At 63.9% G+C, this 23,319-nt stretch carries 15 protein-coding genes and 1 pseudogene; 9 read left to right on the plus strand and 7 right to left on the minus strand.

The features are described from left to right. Nucleotides 1-423 precede the first annotated feature (423 nt). Together JOY90_RS32275 and JOY90_RS32280 are read right to left on the minus strand one after the other, a co-directional pair. Nucleotides 424-1,638 (minus strand): mandelate racemase/muconate lactonizing enzyme family protein, encoded by a 1,215-nt coding sequence (locus JOY90_RS32275; protein WP_291695142.1) that lies wholly within the window; start codon nucleotides 1,636-1,638, stop codon nucleotides 424-426. A 79-nt stretch (nucleotides 1,639-1,717) separates the two neighbouring features. Next, the gene (locus tag JOY90_RS32280) at nucleotides 1,718-2,461 is read right to left on the minus strand and encodes a transporter (RefSeq protein ID WP_291695143.1); all 744 of its coding nucleotides are present in this window, start codon (nucleotides 2,459-2,461) and stop codon (nucleotides 1,718-1,720) included. Nucleotides 2,462-2,870: 409 nt separating this feature from the next. Between JOY90_RS32280 and JOY90_RS32285 the strand changes: the two genes are divergently transcribed. The 4 genes from JOY90_RS32285 (at nucleotide 2,871) to JOY90_RS32300 (ending at nucleotide 9,140) form a co-directional block, all read left to right on the plus strand. After that, on the plus strand, nucleotides 2,871-4,379 hold the full coding sequence (locus JOY90_RS32285) for a DUF1800 domain-containing protein (protein WP_367277023.1): 1,509 nt from the start codon (nucleotides 2,871-2,873) through the stop codon (nucleotides 4,377-4,379). Between the two features lie 21 nt (nucleotides 4,380-4,400). Continuing rightward, entirely contained in the window at nucleotides 4,401-5,594 is a 1,194-nt protein-coding gene (locus tag JOY90_RS32290; RefSeq protein ID WP_291695144.1) for a DUF1501 domain-containing protein, read from the plus strand. Nucleotides 5,595-5,659: 65 nt separating this feature from the next. Then, nucleotides 5,660-7,603, plus strand: a complete 1,944-nt coding sequence (locus tag JOY90_RS32295) for a potassium transporter Kup (protein WP_291695145.1) — start codon at nucleotides 5,660-5,662, stop codon at nucleotides 7,601-7,603. A 79-nt stretch (nucleotides 7,604-7,682) separates the two neighbouring features. Beyond that, nucleotides 7,683-9,140 carry an MmgE/PrpD family protein gene (locus tag JOY90_RS32300; RefSeq protein WP_291695146.1) on the plus strand — a complete coding sequence of 486 codons (1,458 nt, stop codon included), beginning with the start codon at nucleotides 7,683-7,685 and terminating at the stop codon, nucleotides 9,138-9,140. A gap of 9 nt (nucleotides 9,141-9,149) precedes the next feature. Here JOY90_RS32300 and JOY90_RS32305 read toward each other — a convergent pair whose 3' ends face one another. The 5 genes from JOY90_RS32305 to JOY90_RS32325 form a co-directional block, all read right to left on the minus strand. Then, a complete protein-coding gene (locus JOY90_RS32305) occupies nucleotides 9,150-10,802 on the minus strand; it encodes an NAD-dependent malic enzyme (RefSeq protein WP_291695147.1) in 1,653 nt (550 codons plus the stop codon). A gap of 150 nt (nucleotides 10,803-10,952) precedes the next feature. After that, nucleotides 10,953-12,263, minus strand: coding sequence for an NRAMP family divalent metal transporter (locus JOY90_RS32310; protein ID WP_291695148.1), 1,311 nt, complete (start codon nucleotides 12,261-12,263; stop codon nucleotides 10,953-10,955). Between the two features lie 155 nt (nucleotides 12,264-12,418). Beyond that, the gene (locus JOY90_RS32315; protein WP_291695149.1) at nucleotides 12,419-13,666 is read right to left on the minus strand and encodes a hypothetical protein; all 1,248 of its coding nucleotides are present in this window, start codon (nucleotides 13,664-13,666) and stop codon (nucleotides 12,419-12,421) included. 292 nt (nucleotides 13,667-13,958) lie between these two features. Then, nucleotides 13,959-17,369: an adenylate/guanylate cyclase domain-containing protein gene (locus tag JOY90_RS32320; RefSeq protein WP_291695150.1), complete on the minus strand. Its 3,411-nt coding sequence runs from the start codon at nucleotides 17,367-17,369 to the stop codon at nucleotides 13,959-13,961. A gap of 231 nt (nucleotides 17,370-17,600) precedes the next feature. After that, the gene (locus JOY90_RS32325; protein ID WP_291695151.1) at nucleotides 17,601-17,786 is read right to left on the minus strand and encodes a hypothetical protein; all 186 of its coding nucleotides are present in this window, start codon (nucleotides 17,784-17,786) and stop codon (nucleotides 17,601-17,603) included. An 807-nt stretch (nucleotides 17,787-18,593) separates the two neighbouring features. On the opposite strand from JOY90_RS32325, the gene JOY90_RS32330 reads away from it, so the two are divergent. From JOY90_RS32330 to JOY90_RS32350, 5 genes and pseudogenes are all read left to right on the plus strand, one after another. Beyond that, nucleotides 18,594-18,782, plus strand: coding sequence for a hypothetical protein (locus JOY90_RS32330; protein WP_367277024.1), 189 nt, complete (start codon nucleotides 18,594-18,596; stop codon nucleotides 18,780-18,782). Between the two features lie 272 nt (nucleotides 18,783-19,054). After that, the gene (locus JOY90_RS32335) at nucleotides 19,055-20,317 is read left to right on the plus strand and encodes a CaiB/BaiF CoA-transferase family protein (protein WP_291695152.1); all 1,263 of its coding nucleotides are present in this window, start codon (nucleotides 19,055-19,057) and stop codon (nucleotides 20,315-20,317) included. Nucleotides 20,318-20,602: 285 nt separating this feature from the next. Then, the gene (leuC, locus tag JOY90_RS32340; protein ID WP_291695153.1) at nucleotides 20,603-22,006 is read left to right on the plus strand and encodes a 3-isopropylmalate dehydratase large subunit; all 1,404 of its coding nucleotides are present in this window, start codon (nucleotides 20,603-20,605) and stop codon (nucleotides 22,004-22,006) included. A 3-nt stretch (nucleotides 22,007-22,009) separates the two neighbouring features. Next, nucleotides 22,010-22,645 carry a 3-isopropylmalate dehydratase small subunit gene (gene leuD / locus JOY90_RS32345; RefSeq protein WP_291695154.1) on the plus strand — a complete coding sequence of 212 codons (636 nt, stop codon included), beginning with the start codon at nucleotides 22,010-22,012 and terminating at the stop codon, nucleotides 22,643-22,645. Nucleotides 22,646-22,659: 14 nt separating this feature from the next. Then, a pseudogene (locus JOY90_RS32350) lies at nucleotides 22,660-23,319 on the plus strand (isocitrate/isopropylmalate family dehydrogenase); the annotation flags it as partial.

The raw sequence follows: 23,319 nt of genomic DNA on the forward strand, positions 1-23,319 counted from the left end.
CGGCCGTGAAGAACGCCCTTCTTCCGGAAGCTCCAGTCGGAGGGGAATTGCATGTTTTCGGATGGCAATGATGCGGGCTGTTGCTCGAACGTCCTGACCGCGCGGAAATTCCGCGAAAGGACGCCGGAGGATCGCGTGACCTATCGAAGGTGGGCGCGTGGTATCGTCCTCTTCTATTCAGCGCTGCTGCTGCTGTCGGGCATCGCGATAGCGACATATTCCGGGACTGGCCGGAGCCAGTCCTCGAACCTTCTGGCAGCGTCGCAGCGATCCTACCAGCAGGGTGGTCGCTAGATCAGCGTTCGGCCGTACTTGCCGCCTTCGAACCCGGGGGCGTGCATCTCGGGTGTATCGCTGACGGACCTGATCAAACCGAACGCCGCGCTCGCCAGAGAGCGAGCACTGCGCGCAAGGGAGCCGTCGTTACGGAGCCCTTCCATAGTTCAAAAGCCCGCTTTGCCCCTTCGGCGGATGTGCGCGCAGCCCTTCCTCGTTCGGCGCCGTGCCCCAACCCGGGCGATCCGGTATCACGAGATGGCCGTCCTGGATATGCGGCAGATGCGTGAAGAGCTCGTGATCCCAGGCCAGCCGGTCGATGTCGATTTCCATGATGCGCAGGTTGGGAACGGAAGCGGAGAAATGCGCGTTCATCATGGTGCAGAGATGGCCGTAGAAATTATGCGGGGCGACATTGACCTCGCAGGCTTCCGCGGCGGCGGCGATCTTCATCGACTGCCATACCCCGTTCCAGGGCGTGTCGATGATCGCGACATCCATCGCCTGCTCGCGGAGATAAGGCAGGAATTCGCGCAGGCTCAACAGCGTCTCGCAGGACGAGATCGGATGCGGACTCTGCCTTCGGATGTAGCCGAGCGCCTCGGGGCTGAAACTGTCGATCTCGATCCAGAACATGTCGAGATCCTCGATCGTGCGCAGGATCTTCAAGTACCCCTCGGTCTTGGCGTTGAAATTGAGGTCGAGCAGGATGTCGACGTCCGGCCCGGCACCTTCCCGGATAGCCTCCAGATGCATGCGCAGGTCGCGCAAGACCCTGCGATCGACATTGATCTCGGGCTGGAACGGCGTGCCGAAGCCGGGCCGCCAGCCGGTCGGCTTGCCGCCATCATAGGTGAAGATATTGGTCTTCAGCGCAGTGAACTTCTTTTCGCGCACCTCGCGGCCGATTGCCTTGACTCCGTCGAGGCTCTCGATCGCGGGCTTGTACCAGGAGGGATGGTTGATGCGCCAGGTCGCGCAATGCGACCAGTAGACCCGAATACGGTCCCTGATCTTGCCGCCGAGTAATTCATAGCAGGGCACGCCCAACAGCTTCGCCTTGGCGTCGAGCAGCGCATTCTCGATTGCGCCGAGCGCTTGCGACACCACGCCGCCGGTGGCCGGACGCGTCGCCGCGAACAATTCGGCATAGATGCGCTCGTGCTGGAACGTGTTCTGGCCGACCACGCGCGTGGCGAGGCGCTGGATGGCGGCACTGACGCCGGGCGAACCAAAGCCTTCGTCGTATTCGCTCCAGCCGACCACGCCGTCTTCCGTCGTGACCTTGACGAAATGGTAGTTTCGCCAGCCCGCATCGCAGGCCAAGGTTTCGACGTTGGTGATCTTCGATTGGGTCGTCATGGCGTTTCCTCCCGCGGCCGGTTCTTGTTTTTCGGACCTCTACATCTATACGCGGTCCGGCTGGACGAGGAAACGGTGGCTATTTCGCCGGTCCTCCGAACAATCCGTCGAGGCGGAAAGAGTAGCCGATGCCGGCCACATAGGTCGGGGCATTGTGGTTGAGTCCGATCCCGACATGGAAATCGACCTGTTGCGTCCGGTCCAGATGATATTCGCCGCCGGAATTCCAGAGCTGGCTCGGGCTCGCACCTTGCGGATAGTCGCCGACATATTCGGTGAAGGCGCTGAACCTCTCCGTCAGCTTCTTCTCCAGCACGAAGGTCGTCTCTGTGATGCTCCTGGCCGTGAAGTCCTCGGGACGGAAGAACCCGGTGAACATGCCGCTGACGCCCCAGCCGTCCTGCAACTCATAGGACCAGGGGAGCTGCAGGTAGGGCTGCGCCCCGCGCCCGGCGATCTCCACCGCGCCGGTCGGCAGTGCGACGCCGGCGACGATGGACAGCTCGAGCTTGCCGGGGAGCGGGCTGACCTGCCATTTCAATGCCGGCGCCACGTCGGTGAAGCCCGACGGGCCGCCGCCTCGGAGTGGGGCGGCATAGCTCGGCAGGTCCACCAGCACTTCCAGGCACGGCGCGACCCCGAGCCGCCAGCGGCTGTTGGTGCCGTCGATGGCCTGGGCGCCGTCGCGCGCACTGATGTTTGCGCCATTCTCGTTCTGGAGGCTGCCGACGGGAACGACGAGGCTCGAATTGGTCACATCGGGCCGGTCGGTGGCCATTTCATCCTTCGCGGTCGGGCAGCCCTCGGCCTGGGCCTCGCTCACGGCGAGGCCCGCGGACACTATGAAACAGAGAATCTTGACCAGGCGTCGGAGGAATTTCGATTGCGGGAACGGTACGCTGAGAACTTCGCAAACCTGGCACTTCAATTGAGGTCAAGCCTCGCTATGCGCAACACAACTGGCGCCGGTGCGGGAAAATCTCGCCCGGCTGTTGCTCGTACTTGGCCTTGATCGATGTGTGCGCCGAAATATTCCGGAGCCTTCGGTAGCCCGGAACCATTCGGCGTGTCGCTTGAGGGAATTCCATTCAGTGCCTATTCAGACATATTTGGCCAAGCTTGGTTCCGCGTCTCGCGCTCATCGCAAGTCCTCATCGCAAGTCCTCATTGCAAGTCCTGGCGGTTCGATGATCTCATTGGAGCTTCTGCAATCCAGCCGCTGTCGGCGGATCATGCGGGTCGTACTGCTGGCGGTTGCAATGGCGCCGACGATCGCCGCCACCCAGCCGGGCGAATTCAGTCCCCATGACCTCGCGCTATTGGACCGGCTGACCTGGGGCGTCGATGCGTCGAGCGCGGAGCATTTGCGCAGCGTCGGCATGGAACGGTGGTTGCAGGAACAGCTTCATCCGCCTGCCAGCATGGCGTTGCCGGCAGCCGTCAATGCCCAGATCGAGGCGATGCCGGACGTGCACAAGCTGCCGTTCGACATGGCCGCCTCTTTCGATCAGCAGGCGAAGAGCGCCAACCAAGTCGCCGATCCCGAGCAGAAAAAGGCCGCGCAGCAGGTCTACCAGGGCGCCATGAACGATCGGGCCAAGCAGGCGGCCGCGCGCACGATCCTTCGCGCGCTCTACGCGCCGGACCAGTTGCGTGAGCGCATGACCTGGTTCTGGTTCAATCATTTCAACGTGCACCAGTACAAGGCGAACCTTCGCATCCTGGTCGGCGACTACGTCGACCATGCGATCCGGCCCTTTGCTCTCGGCAAGTTCCGGGATCTGCTGTCCGCCACGCTGCATCATCCGGCGATGTTGCGCTACCTCGACAATGCCGACAACGCAGCCGGCCATATCAACGAGAACTACGCCCGCGAGATCATGGAGCTGCACACCATGGGCGTGGGTTCCGGCTACACCCAAGCCGACGTCGAGGCGCTGGCAAAGATCCTGACCGGTGTCGGCATCGACGTGAAGCCGGAAGATCCTAAGCTTCCGCCGCCATTGCAGTCGCAGCTCCTGCGTGAAGGCGCCTTCGAGTTCAATCCTGCGCGCCACGACTACGGCGACAAGACGCTGCTTGGCCATCTCATCAAGGGCAAGGGGCTGGCCGAGGTCGACGAGGCGCTGGACATCCTGGTGCATCATCCGGCGACGGCGACGCATCTGTCGCGGCAGATCGCGACCTACTTCGTCTCCGACGATCCGCCGGACTCGCTGGTTCAGAAGATGGCGCAGGCCTTCAAGACATCGGACGGCGACATCGCCGCGGTGCTTGCCGCGATGGTGCACGCGCCGGAGTTTTCAACTTCGCTGAAGCCCGGCGCGCGGTTCAAGGACCCGATGCATTATGCGCTCTCGGCCGTACGGCTCGCCTATGACGACAAGGTGATCCTCAACACTGCTCCGATCCAGAACTGGGTCAACCGAATGGGCGAGGGTCTGTTCAACCACGAGACCCCGGACGGCTACTCGATGACATCGGCCTCCTGGAATGGTCCCGGCCAGATGATGGTGCGCTTCGAGATTGCCCGCCAGATCGGCTCGGGCTCGTCGGGCCTGTTCAAGCCGGATGTGCCGAACGCGGTCGACCAGCCGGCATTTCCGCTGGTCCAGAACGCACTCTATTTCAACGGGCTCAAGCAGACGCTGGGGCCGGCAACGCTCGCGGCGCTCGACAAGGCGGTCTCGCCTCAGGACTGGAATACGCTGTTCCTGTCGTCGCCCGAATTCATGCACTGACCATGCGGAGGGAGAGCGACGATGAATCGCCGTGAACTGATCAAGGCCTTCGCTGCCGCCGCTCCCTTGACCGTGGCCGGCCGCGTCTGGGCGGCGCCCGCGACCGACGCACGCCTGCTGGTCGTGTTCCTGCGCGGCGCCTACGACGCCGCCAACGTGCTGGTGCCGGTTTCAAGCGACTTCTACTATCAGTCACGTCCAACGCTCGGCATCGCGAAGCCCGACGCCGGTAATCCCAATGCCGCGCTGTCGCTGAGTGCGGACTGGGGATTGCATCCGGCGTTCCGAGACAGCCTTTATCCGATATGGGAGAAGCGGGAGATCGCTTTCGTTCCGTTTGCCGGCACCGGCGATGATCTCACCCGCAGCCATTTCGAGACGCAAGACACGATCGAGCTTGGCCAGTCGGTTGGCGGTGCTCGCGACTATCGCTCAGGCTTCATGAGCCGGCTTGCCGCCGAGCTCACGCGCACCAGGCCGATCTCCTTCACCGATCAATTGCCGTTGATCTTTCGCGGCACGAAACAGGTTCCGAACACCAGCATCAACAATGTCGGCAAGCCAAGCGTCGACGACCGGCAGGCCGCCCTGATCAAGGAAATGTATGCGCAAAGCCCGCTTGCGCCGTCAGTGTCGGAAGGCTTCCGGGTGCGCGACGATGTCTATCGCTCCATTTCTGCGGAGATGACCGCAGCCAATCGGGGGGCGGTATCACCGCGCGGCTTCGAACTGTCGGCACGCCGGATCGGGCGCCTGATGCGGGATCAATTCAATGTCGGTTTCGTCGATGTCGGTGGCTGGGACACGCACGTCAACCAAGGCGCAGCCAATGGCTATCTCGCCGACAGGCTCGGCGAGCTCGGGCGCGGCCTCGCGGGCTTCTCGGAGGAGATTGGCCAGCCAGGATGGCGCGACACCGTCGTCGTCGTGATCTCCGAGTTCGGACGTACCTTCCGCGAGAATGGCGATCGTGGCACCGATCATGGCCACGGCAGCGTCTATTGGGTGCTGGGCGGCGGCATCAATGGCGGCCGCATCCACGGCGAGCAGGTCAAGATCGACCAGGTCCACCTGTTCCAGAACCGCGACTATCCCGTCCTGACGGATTATCGCGCGATGCTCGCCGGCCTGTTCGAGCGCATGTATGGGCTCGGTGCGGCGAACCTGCAGCGCATCTTCCCCGGCGCACGCCCGGCCGAACTTGGCCTTGTCTAGCAGGTCCGGATGGCGGTCCGGTCGTTGGAGTGTCGTACTTTGGCGGGATAGTCTATACCAACACCATGAGCGACCCCCTGACCGTGGCGAGCGAAGCGCATGAACTGGATGGCACGGCGAGCGCAGCCGAGCCGGCCGGCGCTACGGCGCGACAGCCTCCGCGGGGCAAGGTGACCCTGCTGGCCTTGTCGGCGCTCGGAATCGTGTTCGGCGATATCGGCACGAGCCCGCTCTACACGTTCAAGACCATCCTCGGCACGGCGGAGAAATCTCCCAATGCAGCCACCGTGCTCGGCGCGCTGTCGCTGGTGTTGTGGACGCTCTTCATCATCACGACCGTGAAATACGTGCTGTTCGCGATGCGCGTCGACAATGACGGCGAGGGCGGCATTCTGGCCCTGATGGCCCTGCTCGGCGTGAAGAAGCAACACAGGCCGACCATCGTCGCAGTCGGCCTGTTCGGCGCCGCCCTGATCTACGGCGATGGTGCGATCACGCCGGCGATCTCGGTGCTGTCGGCGCTGGAGGGCCTCGAGATGGCGACGCCGTTGATGCAGCCCTATGTCGTGCCCGGCGCGGTCGCGATCCTGCTTGCGCTGTTCGCGATCCAGTCGCGGGGAACTGCCGAGATCGGCCGGTTCTTCGGCCCGGTGATGCTTGCGTGGTTCGTCATCATGGCGCTGCTCGGCCTGCGGGGGATCGTCGGGCATCCCTCCGTGTTCGCCGCGCTCAGCCCGACCTACGGGCTGTCCTATCTGTTCTCCAACGGGCTCACCGGCTTCCTGGTGCTGGGCGCGGTGTTTCTCTGCGTCACCGGCGCAGAGGCGCTCTATGCCGACATGGGGCATTTCGGTGCGAAGCCGATCAAGCTCGCCTGGTTCGCGGTCGTGTTTCCGAGCCTGATCCTCAACTATGCTGGGCAGGCGGCACTGGTGCTTGAAGGCGCGCCGACCGACGGCAACATCTTCTACCGGCTGTGCCCGGACGCGCTGCTCTTGCCGTTGATCGTGCTGGCGACGATCGCCACCATCATCGCCAGCCAGTCGATCATCACCGGCGCGTTCTCGATGACGCGGCAGGCGATTCAACTCGGCTGGCTGCCGCGGTTGCAGATCAAGCAGACCTCGTCGGAGGGCTACGGCCAGATCTATGTCGGCGCCGTCAACTGGGTGTTGATGGCGGTGACGCTCGGACTGACCGTCGGGTTCGGCAAGTCGGACAATCTCGCTTCGGCCTACGGCATTGCGGTCTCCCTGACCATGCTGATGACGTCGGCGCTGCTCTTCATTGCGATGCGTGAGATATGGCAATGGAGCCTGCCGGCGGCCGGCGCGGTCGCCGCGTTCTTCCTGGTGATCGACGGCGCCTTCTTCCTCGCCAACCTGACCAAGGTGGCCGAAGGCGGTTATGTGCCGCTGGTGCTGGCGATCACGGTCTACGGCTTGATGTGGATCTGGCACCGCGGTGCCGCGGCCGTTTCGATGCGCATGCACGAGGCGCTGATGCCGATTCCGGATTTCATGGCCAAGATCGCGGCCAAGAACGTGCCGCGGGTGCCGGGAACGGCGGTGTTTCTCACCCGCACCGCGCGGGACACGCCGCCGGTGATGGTCTGGCATGTCAAGCACAACCGCGCACTGCACGAACATCTGTTCGTGCTGCGGGTGGAGATTCTTTCCGTGCCCTGGATCAGCTCCGGGAGCCGCATGATGCTCGAGGAGGTCGCGCCGAATGTCTGGCGTGCCGAGGCGCGTTTCGGCTTCATGGAACGTCCGCATATTCCCGAGCTGCTCACCACCAGCAAGTCGCTCGGCTGCACTGTCGACCTTGCGGACGTGACCTACTACGTCGGACACGAGACGGTGATCCGCCGCGAGGACGGCACTGGCCTTCCGGGTTGGCAGGAACGGCTGTTCGCCCTGATGGAACGCAATGCACAGCATGTCAGCGATTTCTTCAGCCTTCCCATTGATCAGGTGGTCGAGATCGGACGGCAGGTTGCCATCTGAGGCATTTTCAAGCAAAACCTGTGTCCATGAGCGGGCGCCGGTCTCGCATGGCCGCGCTGCTGACGGATGGGTTATCAAGATGCAGTCGCGGCGCGGATTCATCGGCATGGCGGCGGGCACGGCGGCGATGCTGGGGGCGCGGCCGGTATGCACGTTGGCGCAGGGGGCCAGTCCTGGTCCCGGCCCGATCATGACGGCGCTCAGCACCTATATGAGCGCAGCCTTGACGCGACCATTGCCGGACGAAGTCGCCGAGCAGGCGAAATACCATCTGGTCGACACGGTCGCGGCGATGATCTCCGGCTCGGAATTGCCGCCCGGTCAGGCGGCGCAGCGCTATATCCGGGAGCATGGCGGCAACGGTGCGATCACCGTCGTGGGCTCGGCGCTGACGGCCTCGCCGATTGATGCTGCGCTCGCCAATGGCGTGATGGCGCATGCCGATGAGACGGATGATTCCCACAACGAATCCCGCTCGCATCCGGGCTGCTCCGTCGTGCCGGCGGCGCTGGCGAGCTGCGAGGTGTTCGGCGTCGACGGCATTGGACTGCTGCGCGCAGTGACCTTGGGCTATGACGTCGGCACCCGCGTCGTCATGGCGATGGGCGGCGCCTCCTTCAGCTATGAGAACAGCCTCTCGACCCACAGCATCGCCGGAACCTTCGGTGCGGCGGCTGCGGCGATCTGCGCGGCGGGCCTCGACGCCCGGCAGGTACGCTGGGCGCTGGACTACGCCGCGCAGGAGTCCTCCGGATTTCTCGCTTGGCGGCGCGACACCGACCACATCGAGAAGGCCTTCGTGTTCGCGGGCATGCCGGCGCGCAACGGCGTGACGGCGGCACTGCTGGTCAAATCGGGTTGGAACGGCGTCGACGACATCTTCTCCGGGGCGGACAATTTCTTCACGGCCTATGCCCCGAAGGCACAACCCGATCGGCTGGCCGACAAGCTCGGCGAACGCTACGAGATCGCCCAGACCGACATCAAGAAATGGACGGTGGGCTCACCGATCCAGGCTCCGCTCGACGCCATCGAGGCGATCCGCGGCAAGCAGCCGTTCGAAACCGACCAGGTGAAGAAGGTGACGGTCCGGCTCGCACCTTCGGTTGCCGCCGTGGTGGACAATCGCGACATTCCGGACATCTGCCTGCAGCACATGGTCGCGGTGATGCTGATCGACAAGACCGTGTCGTTCCATGCCGCGCACGACAAGCCGCGCATGCAGGATCCGGCGGTGCTCCAGCAGCGCGCCAAGATCGAGCTGGTGCGCGACGAGGAACTCGCCAAGGTGCTGCCGGCGCGCGAGGCGGTGGTCGAGATCGATCTCGCGGATGGCAGCCACCTGTTGGAGCGGGTTGGCGCGGTGCGCGGCACGCCGCGCAATCCCATGACGCGGAACGAGGTGATCGATAAGGCGCGCGACCTGACGGCGCCCGTGCTCGGCCGAGAACCTTCGATGAAGCTGATCGAGACGATCTTCGAGATCGAGAAGGTCGCGGACATTCACAGCCTGCGGCGGCTGCTGCAGCGAAGCTGATCCTCCGCTTCAGTAGCTCGGATCGTACATCTGTGTCTGCACGAACCCGACGAGGTCGTTGGGAGTCGGACCGCCGGCAAGTCCGCGCTGATAGGCGACACCGGCGACAGCCGCGCCGATCTGCGCGGAGACCTCCCTGATCCTGGGCAGGGCCGGATACAGGCTGCCTTGCTGCAGATCGGCTTCGCTGACCGAGTTGGCCAGCGCATGCGCGGCCGCCATGAACATCTCGTCGGTCACGAGCCTGGACGCGCTGCCGATTGCTCCAAGGCCAACGCCGGGGAAGATATAGGAGTTGTTGCCCTGGCGGGGGATGAAGGTCTTGCCATCGAGCTGCACGGCGTCGAAAGGACTGCCGCAGGCGAACAGCGCCCGGCCCTCGGTATGGCGATAGGCCTCCGCCGCCGAGCACTCCGATTTGGAGGTCGGGTTGGAGAGCGCGAAGATGATCGGTCGCTCGTTGAGCCGCGCCATGGTTCTCAGCACGTCGGGCGTGAAGGCCCCGCCGACCGCGGCGACGCCGATGATGGCGGTGGGCTTGAGCGTGCGGATCGCAGTCAGGAAATCCGAGATCGGCGCCTGCTCATGCGCGAAGCGCAGTTTGTGCTCGGTCAGTCCCGGCCGTCCCTTGACCACCAGGCCCCGCGAGTCCACCAGCCAGTTGCGCCGCAGCGCCTCGGCCTCGGACGCGCCTTCGGCCACCATCGCGGAGACCACGAGCTCGGCGATGCCGGTTGCGGCTTCGCCGGCGCCGAGGAAGAGCAGCCTCTGCTCGTTCAACTTGCCGCCAGTGACGCGAAGCGCGGAAAACAGGCCGGCCAGCGCCACGGCGGCCGTCCCCTGGATGTCATCATTGAAGACGCACGCATCGTCGCGGTACTTGTGCAACAGGCGGAAGGCCGAGTGGTTGGCAAAATCCTCGAACTGGATCAGCACGCCCGGAAAGGTTTCGCGCGCCGCGGTGACGAATTCGTCGACGAAATCGTCGTAGTCCGTTCCAGTCACGCGTCGCTGACGCAGGCCGATATAGTAGGGATCGTTGAGCAGCTCCTCATTGTTGGTGCCGACGTCGAGCGTCACGGGCAGGCAGAGCTTGGGATGAATTCCAGCGCAAGCAGAATAGAGCGAGAGCTTTCCGACCGGGATGCCCATGCCATAGGCGCCGAGATCGCCGAGGCCGAGGATGCGCTCGCCGTCGGTCACGACGATAAGCTTGGCCGGGTAAGGCCAGTTGCTCAGGATCTCGGCGACGTGGCCACGTTCTTTGGCTGAAATGAACAGGCCGCGCGGCCGCTGGAAGATGAGGCCGAATCTCTGGCAGGCGAGTCCCACGGTCGGGGTGTAGATCAGCGGCTGAATCTCGTCGATGTGGTCGCAGACCACGCGGAAGAACAGCGCCTCGTTGCGATCATGGAGCGCGTTCAGTGCGATGTATTTCTCGAGATCGCTGGGCAGGCCGCGCAGATGCGTCAGGACGCGCTCGACCTGCGCCTGCATCGACAGCACGGCCGGCGGCAGGAAGCCGCGCAGGCCCAGCGCATCGCGTTCCTCGTCGGTGAATGCGGTGCCCTTGTTCAGCAGCGGATCGCGCAGCAGTGCCAGGCCATGCGGCGAAGGTGAATAGGGCGTCGTGCGGGCGGCGGTACGGTCACGTTTGCTCAAGGCGTTCCCCCAAGGATATTCTTCGTTTTGCTTCGGGCGCCCGGCGTTCGAGGCAGGACGTCGTCATAACATACAAATCTCATGCCGCAGCGCAGTAATAGCGGACGCCTGCGTCATCAGTTTGCCTTGAGAACAGCAAATTCGGCTTGATCAGGCCTGTCCGAGGCCGGCGACGAACGACGCAAACAGGGCGATCACGGCAAGGCCCATGATCGCGGTGCCGATCCAGCCCAGCACCATCAGCCAGGGCCGCGCCTTGAAGCGCCCCATCAGCTTCAGGTTGGAGACGATCACCATCATCATCGCCATGATCGGGACCGCGACGATGCCGTTGAGCACGGCGCTCCAGACCAGCATGTGGATGGCGTTGATGCCGGTGAAGCCGAGCCCAAAGCCTATGATCGTGGCGGCGGCGATGATGGTGTAGAACCCGGCCGCCTCCGGCGCCCGCGCTTCCAGTGTGGCGTGCCAGCCGAACGCCTCTGCGACACCGTAGGCTGCCGAACCTGCCAGCACCGGCACGGCGAGCAGGCCGGTACCGATGATTCCCAGCGCAAAGAGCATGAACGTGAACTGGCCGGCGAGCGGCCGCAGCGCTTCCGCGGCCTCCGTCGCCGAGTTGATGTTCTTGATGCCGTGTCCGTTCAAGACGGCGGCGGTGGTCAGGATGACGAAGAAGGCGATCATGTTGGAGAAGATCATGCCGACCGTCGTGTCGACCTTGATGCGGTCGAGCTCATGATGGCCGTCGCGCGCAAGTTCGCGCAGCGGCCGGGCGACGCGGCCGCGGTTCATCTCTTCGACCTCCTGCGAGGCCTGCCAGAAGAACAAGTAGGGGCTGATGGTGGTGCCAAGCACGGCGACCACCATCAGGCAATAGCTGGCATTGATCGTCGGGCTTGGCCAGACCATTGCCTGAAAGGCTTGACGCCACGGGACATCGACCGTCAGCGCCGTGACGACATAGGCGAACAATGTGAGCGTCAGGAATTTGAGCACCGGCGCATAGCGACGGTAGGGCACGAACACCTGCAGCAGCGTGGAGGCCGAGGCGAAGATCAGCGCGTGCTCATGATTGAGGCCGCCGATCACCAGCGAGAGCGACTCGGCCATCGCCGCGATGTCGGCGGCGATGTTGAAGGTGTTCGCCAGGACCAGAAGGGAGATCAGCGCCAGGACCAGCCAGCGCGGCATCACCTCCATCACATTCGCGGCGAGGCCTTTTCCGGTCACCCTTCCGATCTGTGCGCTTACGAGCTGGATCGCAATCATGAACGGCGTCGTCAGAAAGACGGTCCAGAGCAATCCAAAGCCGAACTGCGCTCCGGCCTGCGAATAGGTCGCAATGCCCGATGGATCATCGTCCGCCGCGCCGGTGATGAGACCCGGCCCGAGCCATCGAAAGAACGACCTTGCGATGGTCTTTCGTGCCGGGCGCTTGGTTTCGGGCTTGGGGGGCATGGATGGTAGGCTGGCCAGGCAATCCTGTGGGCGATGATGAATGCGTGGGTCCAAGTCGCGGTGCAGGAAAAAGTTCCGCTACCGGCACCGAGTCAATGGTGCCGCACGCGTGCACGCCCGCGGGCGGCGTCCCCGAAAGCAGGCGGTCGCGATCGCTACTTTGGCTGAAACTCGACGACGCCGTAGACGATCCCGAGCAGGATACCGAATCCCATCTCGAAGCCTGGGCAGGAATGGATCGGATGCGGAGTCTTGCGTCGGTCGCCGCCGAAAATCGGAGATACGTCATCGCTGCCGTTGCGCAGGCACTCCTGCGTCGCCTGCACGATGCTGAGGTAGATCTTGTCACCGGCCTTCACCTGCACCGGGTTCTGGGTGCCGAGCGTGTGATCCTTGGTGGCGCGACGCCAGATCGCGTCAGGGGTCGGCTGCATCTGCATGGCCTGCCGCATCGGCAGCTCGATCACCTCATGCGCCTTGACGAACGCGTCGGCCTGGACGTTGGCCTTGAGCTGCGCCTGCAAGGCCATCAGGGTGGCGGTCCGTTGCCAGGCCTTGACGACGCCGTTGAGGTTGCCGTTGATCGTGGGCAACGCTCCCATCATCACGCCGACGATGGTTCGTGCCAGGAGATCGTTGTCCTTTGAGTCCGGATATTGCTCGAACAAGGCGCGGGTGATCGGTGCAGCCGGCAATTGCGCGGAGTCGCGCTTGTCGGCCACGTACTTCCCGACCGATTCCCTCAGGATCTGGCCGGTCCGCTTCCCGGTGAAGGAGAGGATGAAATCCGGATCGGGATGGAAGATGTAGGCGGAGGGGAAGGTGTAGTCGGCGGGACAAACCCCCGGCGAAAGCAGGTTGGACACCGAAAACCCGCCGGGCTTGACGAAGATGCCGTCCGGGATGTCGAAATAATGGCTGCAAATCTTCGCCACCACCACGTCGGATAGGCTCTGGATGTCGACGATGCCGTCGGGTGAGGGTATGGTCGCCAGCGCTGTGCGCGTCTCTTTCAGCGCGAGCTCGAAGGCCTCCCGCCTCGTCACCTTGCCGATCGCGGCATTGCCCGGCGTCGATTCCTTGACGTATTCGGGCCCCCAATCCATGCCGAGGAAGATCGGACCGATGCTCTGCTCCATGCGCTCCTGATATCCGGCATTGGTGTAGTTGCCGTCGGCATTGAGCAGGACCTGATCGTAGAGCTCCTTGCTCGTCACGACGACGCCATCGGATGTCCGGGCGACGCCACCTGGAGGGTTGACCCTCATCGCCGCGACGGCCTCCATGTGCTTGTCGACGAGATGATCGAGCACCAGTCCCCATATCGAGCTGGCGCTCCGAACGATCGGTCCCTCAGCTTTGCTCGAATCATCGTTGTTCGGCTGGTCAGCGTTCGGTGACATCGGTTTCTCCTGCGAAGGGGTTGTCGCGCGGGCGAATGCCCTTGGCCGCGGAATCAATCAAGATGACAGTGGCCGAGTTGTCATGACAGTTACGTGAAATGGGAGCTGGCATGGGACACTACGGGCCTGGAACGCAAGCACTACAGGCTGGTCCAAGACCGATGATTGGAGGCGGAAGGTCAGGTCGCAAGCACTTGTACATCGGGCCTATCCGGATGTCAGCCATTCTGCAAGCTGAGGTTGTTGATCTTGTCAGTTCGAAACTTCGACCCGCGTGGCCACCTCTATTTTATCAGCGGCTGCGAGAATGGAGAGCGCTCGTGAGCCTCGGCGCCGGGGGCGTCGGCGTTGCTGCGGACCGAGAGAGCAGGGCGCGGGCGTTTCGAACGTCGCGCGCATCATCGCCGCCCTCGATCCCCGCCAGAATCGGAGCAAGCAGCGCGCCAGTGTCCCGCTCCGGCCTGGTGTCCTGCCACAGCCGGGCAAGATCGGTCGTCGCGCGCAGCTCCAGCAACCGCGCTTCCTGCCCACGGGCAATTTCCATCGCTCGTGCAAAGCACGCTTCCGCCCGGGGCCGATCGGGCTTCGCTTGCCGGAGCGCGAGCTGCCCGCTCAAGCGATACAGGTCGGCGGCCCAATAGTTCTCGCCTGAGCGTTCGACGAAGGCCAAGCCCTCTTGCAGGTCCTTCTCCGCCCGCTTCAGGTCTTCCGCCGCCAGGGCGACCTCGGCCAGGTTCGAGATCATGAACGAGCTTCCCGTGAAGCCGCCCGTCGCGTGAATGCCATCCAGCGCCGCGCGCTGCGCGACCATGTTTCGCTCCGTTGGCTCGCGCATGGCGCGGGCATAGGCGTGATGGAAGTCGGCGAGCCGGTGAATCTGCGCGACTTTCGTCTCGGCGCAATAGGCAGACAAGGCGGCGGAATCGCGCTCCAGCGCTTCCAGGTCACCCAACACGGCCTGCGGCCAGGTGCCGGCGCAGAAATTCACCGTTGCGACCGTGGCGGTGTGCTCGTGATGGAGCGTTTCGGTTCGGATCTGCTCACCGAGGCGCGCAGCGCTGTCGAGCAGCCCGAGCGACAGCCGCACCAGCACCTCGAAGCAGAGGATGGACAGGCTCGGGTCCCAACCGAACCGGTAGCTCAGCGACTTCTGCCGGCGCGGCTCGCGATATTGCCTGCCATGTTCCAGGCTCGCGAACGCATCGCGGTTCTGACCCGCGTAGTATTGATTGGTTGCCAGAATGCGGTAGGCGACGAGCCGATGCGTCGGATCGTTCTGGCGCTCGGCGGCATCGATGAGTTGTTGCGACAGTTCGAGGGCCGGCTGCATCGTCGCCATCAGGGTCGTCGCCGCGCAGAGCCCGAACAGGATGGAGACACGCTGCAGATCCGTTCCGACGCCGCGGTCCAGCATGCGCTTGGCTTCATTCATCGCCGCAAACGTCTCCGGCGCCGAAATGCTCTTCAGCGGCACGAGCGCGTTGGCGCGTGCGACCAGGAGACTGAGCTCGAGTGCGTCGCGTTCCGGGCCTTCCGCGATCAGCGGAATCAACGCCAGACCGGCGCCGGCATGACGTTCGGCCTCCACCGGGGCCGACCGCGACAATGCCAACTCCGCTGCGGCAAGCCACGCCGGGCCGGCGCAAGCGGCCAGCCCCGCCTCGGTGAAGTGATAGGCGATGGTGGCCGGCGGGTATTCCTCCTCGGTCGCGCGCTGCTGCAAGGCGAGCGCGATATCGGCATGAATGCGCTGGCGCCGACCGCGCAACATCGAGCTGTAGGCAGCGTCCTGGACCAGCGCATGCTTGAACGCATAGCTCGCATTCGGCTCGGTGCCGCGGCTGTGGATCAACTCCGCTTCCTTGAGCTGATGCAGCGCCTCGTGCAGGGCTTCGCCCTTGACGGGCGACACGGCCTCGATCAGCGCGTGTGAGAACTCACGGCCGATCGTCGCGCCGATCTGCGCGATTTCCTTGATCGGCGATAAGCGATCGAGCCGCGCCGTCAACGAGTCGTACAGGGTCGAAGGGATCGCGAGCGGCGTCAGCATCGACGTCAGCACGTAAGCCCCATCCTGCTCGTGCAACAGGCCGGACTCGATCACGCTCTTGGTCAGCTCCTCCATGAAAAGGGGCACACCGTCGGTCTTTGCCACGATCTGACTGAGCACGTCCGGCGGCAGCTTCTTGCCTGAGGTCATGCGGTCGATCATCGCGAGCGCCTGATGACGGGGGAGGCGGCTGAGCGACAGTTCCGTAACGGAGGGGTGGCCGAGCCAGGGGGCGGTGAATTCGGGACGGAAGGTCGCGACCAGAAGCGCGGGCAGGCCGGGCAGGCGGTCGATGAGCCGGCCGGTCAGATCGAGCGAGGTCGGATCGATCCAGTGCGCGTCCTCGAGAATCACGAGCAGCGGCGCCTGGCCTGCAAGCTCGACGACTGCGTCGAGCAGCGCGGTCAGGGTGCGCTCCTTCGCCTCGCTCGGCGACATGTCGAACTGGGGATAGCGCTCAGCGGTCGGAATTGCCAATAACGAGGCGAGATAGGGAACAATCCTGTCGCCGGATAGTCCGGCGTCGTTGGTGGCCTGCTCGAGCTTCGAGAGCCGCGTCGGCGACGGCTCGCCGCGAACCAGGCCGGCGGCGTGCCGGATCTGACCGATCACCGGATAGAGCGCATCGTTGACGTGGTGAGGCGAACATTGATAACGCATCACGATGTGCCGCTCCGAGCGGATTCGTTCGCGCAGCGTCGCCACGACGCGCGATTTGCCGATGCCGGCCTCGCCCGACAGCAGCACCACCTGCCCTTCGCCGCTGACTGCGCGACGCCACCGGTCGAGCAACAGCGCCATCTCGTCGTCGCGGCCGACGAAGGGCGTCAGCGCCTCCGCCCGAGAGGCGTCGAAACGGCTGGCATTTTTCCGTTCGCCCACGATGAGCCAGGCGGGTATCGGCGAGCGGAAGCCTTTGAGCATCTGCGGTCCGAGCGCACTCAGTTCGAAGGTCTTGCCGAGCAGACGCCGCGTCGAGTCCGAGACCAGGATGGTGCCGGGTTCGGCGGTCGATCGCAGCCGCGCCGCGAGATTGGCCGTATCGCCCACCACGCCTCGCTCGCGCGCTTCGCCCTCGCCGATCAACTCCCCGACCACGACCAGACCGGTCGAGATGCCGACCCGCGCCTCGATCGGCACGGCGTGTTCACGTCGCAGCGCGGCGACGGCATCGAGCAGAGCAATGGCGCCGCGCGTCGCGCGCTCGGCGTCGTCCTCGTGGGCGCGCGGATAGCCGAAATAGATCGTGGCGCCGTCACCGACCCATTTCGCGACATGCCCACCGAACCGCGCCACCGCCGCTGCGATCGCATTATGCGCCGCACGGATCAGGTCGGCGAGGTCCTCGGGATCGAGCCGGGTCGCCAATGCGCTCAGCCCGACGAGATCGTAGAACATGACCGTCAGGTGCCGACGCTCGGCGCCGTCCTGCAAGACGGGCGCCGCCGGCGCCGGATCGGCGACGACGATATTGTCGCCGGAGAGCTCGCGGATGGCGCGCAGCATTCTCAGCCGATGTCCGAGCGGAATACCCAGATTCCTGAGATGATGGTCCGTCAGCTCCGGCAGCACGTCGGCTTCGATCCGGTGCTCCCGGAATACAGCTGCGTATTGCCTCAGGCCGAGGCTGATCAGCCAGGTTTCGACATCCATCGATCCGTGTCTCCCGCTGATGCGAAGCGGATGATGAGCCCGCGATGACACACTGTCCAGAACTGCGATTGGTTCGGGACGGCGTCAGCGATTGTGGCCAGCGCGCGCTATCAGCGTGCCTGACTTCATCGTCCTTGACTCGTCGGGCAAATCAGCGACATTATGGCATCGTTGTGAGAAGAATGTGAGCCCGCGCCGAACAACGGCTGCGGGCTTTTCCGTTTCACCGCGTCAGCGGATGCTGACGAACGCGCCCCAGACCGCAGCGAGGCCGCCGGCAATCAGCAAATAGTGCGGACTGTCGCAGAATGGCCCGCCATATCGGCACATGCTCTCTCCGATGGCGCCGATCTCGTGACCGCCGGCGGCGTAGAACAGCCCGGACAGAATGATCAGAACCACGGCGGCGAAATACACTGGCGGGCTCCTCGCGGACCTGTGGTCCGGTAATCCGGACGCGTAGCGACGTCGTTGTCAGTGTCTATACGGAGCGAAGAGAGGAGCCATCTCCGTTCCAGCTTGGCACGAAGCCAACCTGCAGAATCGGTTGCGGCTCGCCGAATTTCGTCTGTCGCATTTTCCGAAAAATTTGACTCGTCGGGCAAATCACCGGCATATTGGCATTGTCGGAAGAAATTGCAGAGCCCGCGCCGCCAGGATGGCCGCGGGCTTTTTCATGGGAGAACGCAGGGGCGGCTCCGTCTTGCTGATGCAGCCGTAACCGCGACGATCTCTGAATTCCCTATGGACGGTGGCTCGCACGTCAGGACACCACACCTGCTCGCTTGCGTCGTCGCCAGCGAGTCGCCGTCCGAGCTTCTCGTCTCGATCAAATCCAACCATTGGCCGGCACGCGCGAACGTGCCGGCCGGCGGTGCGCGTCTCGCGCCCGCCCGCGGCCCCTTGGCTATCGAGGATAGGGTTCGCGCCCGAAATGATCGCACCGTCCGCGATCATGCCGCGTATGCCACTAGCGAAAGGAAGCACGATGGATGACCGCCTATCTGATCTTGCTGGCGCTTGCCGGCCTTGCTCTGATCGTGCTCTCGGACGGGCTGACGTGAGGGCCGAGACTGTTGGTTTGCTGGGCTGCCCCGGACGAAAGGACCGGCCGACGGATTTCCCAACCATCGCGTTTCGGACGGCGATACAGCCGTGTGAAAACATGAGGGATCGTACTCATCGAGCAACGTGCGAGAACCTCGCGCGCGACGAGGTTTGAGCTTGTCCAGATCCAAGACCATCATGGAAATCCGCTCGATAGCGCGGGGCCACACCCGGACCGCGATCAACGTCGTATCGGCCAACAACTTCATCAAGGCCGGCTACCGCCTCTTTCGACCCCGACATCCCTGGGGTTGGTTGAACACGCTGTACTGGCGAAGATGTCTCGCCGGCCGGAAGCGCGGATGAGTGGCGCAATATCTGATCTACGCCTTAGGAGAGACGAAGTCGTTGTTCCGTTTCGCCCGGTGGCCTCGAGCCACCGGGCCTTTTCGCGTTTTTGCGCCTGACCATGTTTCGCTGCGGGTGGCTGCTCGCTTGTCAAGTGCGATATGGCGGGGGCGCCAATCCGTGTAGTAGGTCCTGGGCCCCTTGTAGTTCGTGGGGATTGAACCCTAAAGTCCGGCGCGAAAAATGGATTCACGTGGCACCGCCGCACCCAACAGAGGAAATGCCCGACCATGACTGCCAGACTGCCCCTGCCGGACCGCTTGCCAAGAGCGCAGGACGCGCCTACCGCCCTCGGCGGTCTGCTGGTCGTGGATTTTACCCGTGTGGTCGCGGGGCCAGCCTGTACGCAGACCCTGGCCGATTTCGGGGCGGAGGTGATCAAGATCGAAAATCCGGAAGGCGGAGACGACAGCCGCGCGTACGAACACGCCGAGATCGCAGGAGAAAGTGCTGCCTATCTGAGCTTGAACCGCAACAAGCGCGACATCGCACTCGACCTCACGGTTCCCGAGGCGCGCGCGGTTGCGAGAGACCTGATTGATCGAGCCGACGTGGTCGTTGAGAATTTCTCCGCGAGCGTGATGGAAAAGTTTGGTCTGGACTATGCCTCGGTGGCGCCGGCCAACCCGCGCCTGATCTATTGCTCGATCTCGGCCTATGGCCGCAAGGGGCCCTTTGCCTCGCGCCCGGGATTCGACCCGATTACCCAGGCCGAAAGCGGCTTCATGTCCCTGAACGGCTTCGCGGATGGCCCGCCGGTGAGGACGGGCCCTCCCATCGTCGACCTGGCGACGGGCATGTCGGCCTGCAACGCCATCCTGCTGGCGCTGATCGCGCGCGATCGGCTCGGAAAAGGGCAACATGTCGAAGTCGCGCTGTTCGATATCGCAATGGGGATGACCTGCTTTTACGGCATGGCTTATCTGATCAATGGCAACAACCCGGGCCGGTTCGGCAACTCGCCGAACGGCTCGCCGACCGTCGGACTCTACGAAACCATCGACGGGCCGCTCTATATGGCGTGCGCCAACGATCGACTGTATCGCCGCCTCGTGACCGAGGTGCTCGAACGGCCCGATCTCGTTACCCATCCGGATTTTGCCAGCCGGAGGGTACGCTCGGCCAACAAGGAGAAGCTGCGCGCAATCATTGCGGACATCTTCGCCAGCGACAAGCTGGAGAACTGGATGGCCAAGATGAAGAAGGTCAACATACCCGTCGGCCATCTGCGCACGGTCGAGCAGAGCTTCAACGCAGCGGAGGTCCGGGAACGTTACCGGATCAGCCAGATTCCGCATCCGACCGCCGGCATGGTCCCCAACATCGAGACGCCGCTCAACATGTCGCTGACGCCCTGCATCGACCCGGTCGCAGCGCCGTTGCTGGGTCAGCATACCGAGGACGTCCTGCGCAACACGCTCGGCTATGACGAGGAGCGCATCGCTGCTCTCGCGGCCGCGGGCGCGTTCGGAAAGGCGCGAGGCGAACGCTGAGAGCCTGCTCAGGACGAAAGAGCCAGGCGCAGCCGCACTCCGGATCTTCGCAAGGGCGGGCGATGCGTTTACTGTCTGGGGTGGCCGACTTTGGCAACGCTTCGCGATCCGGCAAATGAAGCATTCGGATATGCCCCCAGGGCATCCGGCTTGCCGCGTTAGCCTCTAGCCGGACGGCGGCCGGTCATGCTTTGATGCCGCTCGTCGAGATCAGACGACAAAGCAGCGGAAGACGGTCTGCGGTCGTCAAGACCGCGCGCTCGGGAAAGCAGGGAAGGAAAACGCATGAGCGGTCGCACATTGCTGGCCAAGATCTGGGAGCAGCATGTCATTGCTCGGTTGACCGAGGACACGGATCTCCTTCACATCGACCGCCATCTGCTGCACGACCTGGGTGGGTCACGGGGGTTGCTTGATCTCAAGAGCCGTGGCCTCGCCGTTCATAACCCGGAACTGACGTTCGCGACGCCCGACCACGCCATCTCGACCGCGCGAGGACGTGCGGGCACGATCAAGATTGGTCAGGAGCTGTTGGCGGCGTTGCGGGTCGAAACCTCGGCCAGCGGCATTCAGCTGTTCGACGTCGATCAGCCAGGCCAGGGCATCGTCCATGTCATTGGCCCCGAGCTTGGCTTGAGCCTGCCGGGCTGCGTCATCGTTTGCGGCGACAGCCATACCTGCACCCATGGCGGCCTGGGAGCTCTGGCCTTCGGCATCGGTTCGAGCGAGCTCACGCATGTGCTGGCGACGCAAACGCTCATTCAGCGCCGGCCCAAAACCATGCGCGTCAACTTCGAGGGCAGGCTGCCGCCGGGCGTCGCCGCCAAGGACTTGATCCTCGCTTTGATCGGCCAAATCGGCGCGGCCGGTGGGACAGGACATGCGGTAGAATATGCAGGCAGCGCGATCCGCGACATGCCTGTCGAAGGGCGATTGACGATCTGCAATCTTTCCATCGAGCTCGGCGCCAAAATGGGGATGGTTGCGCCGGACGAGAAGACCTACGAATACCTGCGCGGGCGCCGCTACGCGCCCGACGGCGACATGTGGGAGCTCGCGGTAGGGCACTGGCGCGAGCTTCCGAGTGATATCGATGCCGTGTTCGACAAGGAAGTGGACATCGATGTCGAGAAGATCATCCCGCAGATCACCTGGGGCATCAGTCCCGAGCACGTGATCGGTGTCGATGATCGCGTCCCCGATCCGCGAGCGATCGACGATCCGGCGCGGCGGGCCTCCATCGAAAACGCGCTCGACTATATGGGGCTGAAGCCGGGAGCGCCGATCGCGGGGACGCCGGTGGACTGGGTGTTCATCGGCTCCTGCACCAATAGCCGCCTGAGCGATCTGCGAGCGGCCGCCAAAATCGCAAGAGGCCGCAAGGTCGCTTCAGGCGTGCGAGCCTGGGTCGTTCCGGGCTCCGAGATCGTCAAGCGAGAGGCCGTTGCGGAGGGGTTGGACAAGCTTTTCACCGAGGCTGGCTTCGAATGGCGCGAACCCGGCTGTTCGATGTGCCTTGCCGCCAATGGAGAGACGGTCGGACCGGGACAGCGCTCGGTTTCGACGTCGAATCGCAATTTCGTCGGTCGACAGGGACCGCAGGCGCGAACCCATCTGGCGAGTCCCGCAAGCGCCGCGGCGGCCGCGATTGCGGGCGCCATTGCCGATGTACGCGCCATGGAGCGTTGAACGATGCCAAAGCCCTTCAATCGATTGACGGCGATCGCCGCGCCCATCATGCGGAGCAATATCGACACCGACGTCATCATCCGGATCGAGCGCCTCGTCGGAAATTCGGTCCGGGGAACGCTGGGCAAATGGGCGTTCGGGTCGCTTCGCTATCTGCCGGATGGTTCGGAAAATCAGGACTTCATCCTCAACCGCGAGCCATACAGGCGGGCGGAGATCCTCGTGACCGGCCCCAATTTCGGCTGCGGCTCCTCTCGTGAGGGTGCGGTATGGTCGCTGCAGGAATTGGGCATCCGCGCCATCGTCGGCTCCGGGTTTGGCGACATCTTCTTTGCCAACTGTTTCCAGAACGGAATCCTGCCGATTGTTGTCGACAAGGCAATTGTCGATGGATTGGCCGCGGAGATAGCCGCGACCCAAGGCGCGGGCCGCATCAGCATTGATCTGGAAACGCAGACGGTCACTTCGCCTTCAGGCAAACAGCACCGCTTCGAGATCGATCCACGTCGGCGCGAGGGTCTGCTGCTGGGGCTGGACGAGGTGGCTCTCACCTTGCAGCGCGATACTGAAATCCGAAGCTTTCAGGCCTCGGACCGGCTCGCCCGACCCTGGATCCATTTCGCAAGGAAATCGGCATGAACAGTCCATCCAATATGATCAGGGTCGCGGTGGTCGGCGGCGAGGGCATCGGGCCTGAGGTGACGGCCCAGTCCCATCGCGTGCTGAGCTGGTTCGCGACCAGGCGGGGCGTGCCCGTGACCTTGCGTGAAGCGCAGTATGGCCTCGTTCCCTATCTCGCAACCGGCAAGGTGTTGCCCGAGGACACTGTCGAGGCGATGGATGAAGCCGATGCCATTCTATGGGGGGCGACCGGCGGTCCCGAAACCAAGGAGGTTCCTCCGGCGGCGCGAAAGGCTGGAAGTCTGTTGTCTCTGCGAAGCAAGTACGATCTCTATGCCAATCTCCGCCCGATCGTGGCCAATCCGGCGCTGTCGAACGCCGCGCCGCTCAAGGCCGGAGTGCTCGAGGGCGTGGATTTCGTAATCATCCGTGAGCTGACCAGTGGAATCTATTTCGGCCAGCCTCGCGGAATCGAGTCGCTTCCGGACGGCCAGCGGCGTGGCTTCAATACCGAGCAATATACCACCAGCCAAATTCGCCGTGTGGCGCGCCGCCTTCGAGCTGGCACGGACGAGGCGAAACAAGGTCTGCTCGGTCGACAAGGCCAACGTGCTCGAAACCAGCGTGTTGTGGCGCGAGGAGATTATCGCGCTTCACAGGGAAGAGTTTTCCGACGTCGAGCTCACCCATCT

Source organism: Bradyrhizobium sp., from assembly GCF_019242285.1.
GTDB lineage: Bacteria > Pseudomonadota > Alphaproteobacteria > Rhizobiales > Xanthobacteraceae > Bradyrhizobium.

Coding starts and splice junctions, on each gene's coding strand:
- JOY90_RS32310 (WP_291695148.1), bottom strand. CDS start 12,263: ATGCCCCCCAAGCCCGAAACCAAGCGCCCGGCACGAAAGACCATCGCA.
- JOY90_RS32290 (WP_291695144.1), top strand. CDS start 4,401: ATGAATCGCCGTGAACTGATCAAGGCCTTCGCTGCCGCCGCTCCCTTG.
- leuC (WP_291695153.1), top strand. CDS start 20,603: ATGAGCGGTCGCACATTGCTGGCCAAGATCTGGGAGCAGCATGTCATT.
- leuD (WP_291695154.1), top strand. CDS start 22,010: ATGCCAAAGCCCTTCAATCGATTGACGGCGATCGCCGCGCCCATCATG.
- JOY90_RS32315 (WP_291695149.1), bottom strand. CDS start 13,666: ATGTCACCGAACGCTGACCAGCCGAACAACGATGATTCGAGCAAAGCT.
- JOY90_RS32335 (WP_291695152.1), top strand. CDS start 19,055: ATGACTGCCAGACTGCCCCTGCCGGACCGCTTGCCAAGAGCGCAGGAC.
- JOY90_RS32295 (WP_291695145.1), top strand. CDS start 5,660: ATGAGCGACCCCCTGACCGTGGCGAGCGAAGCGCATGAACTGGATGGC.
- JOY90_RS32300 (WP_291695146.1), top strand. CDS start 7,683: ATGCAGTCGCGGCGCGGATTCATCGGCATGGCGGCGGGCACGGCGGCG.
- JOY90_RS32320 (WP_291695150.1), bottom strand. CDS start 17,369: ATGGATGTCGAAACCTGGCTGATCAGCCTCGGCCTGAGGCAATACGCA.
- JOY90_RS32285 (WP_367277023.1), top strand. CDS start 2,871: ATGCGGGTCGTACTGCTGGCGGTTGCAATGGCGCCGACGATCGCCGCC.
- JOY90_RS32275 (WP_291695142.1), bottom strand. CDS start 1,638: ATGACGACCCAATCGAAGATCACCAACGTCGAAACCTTGGCCTGCGAT.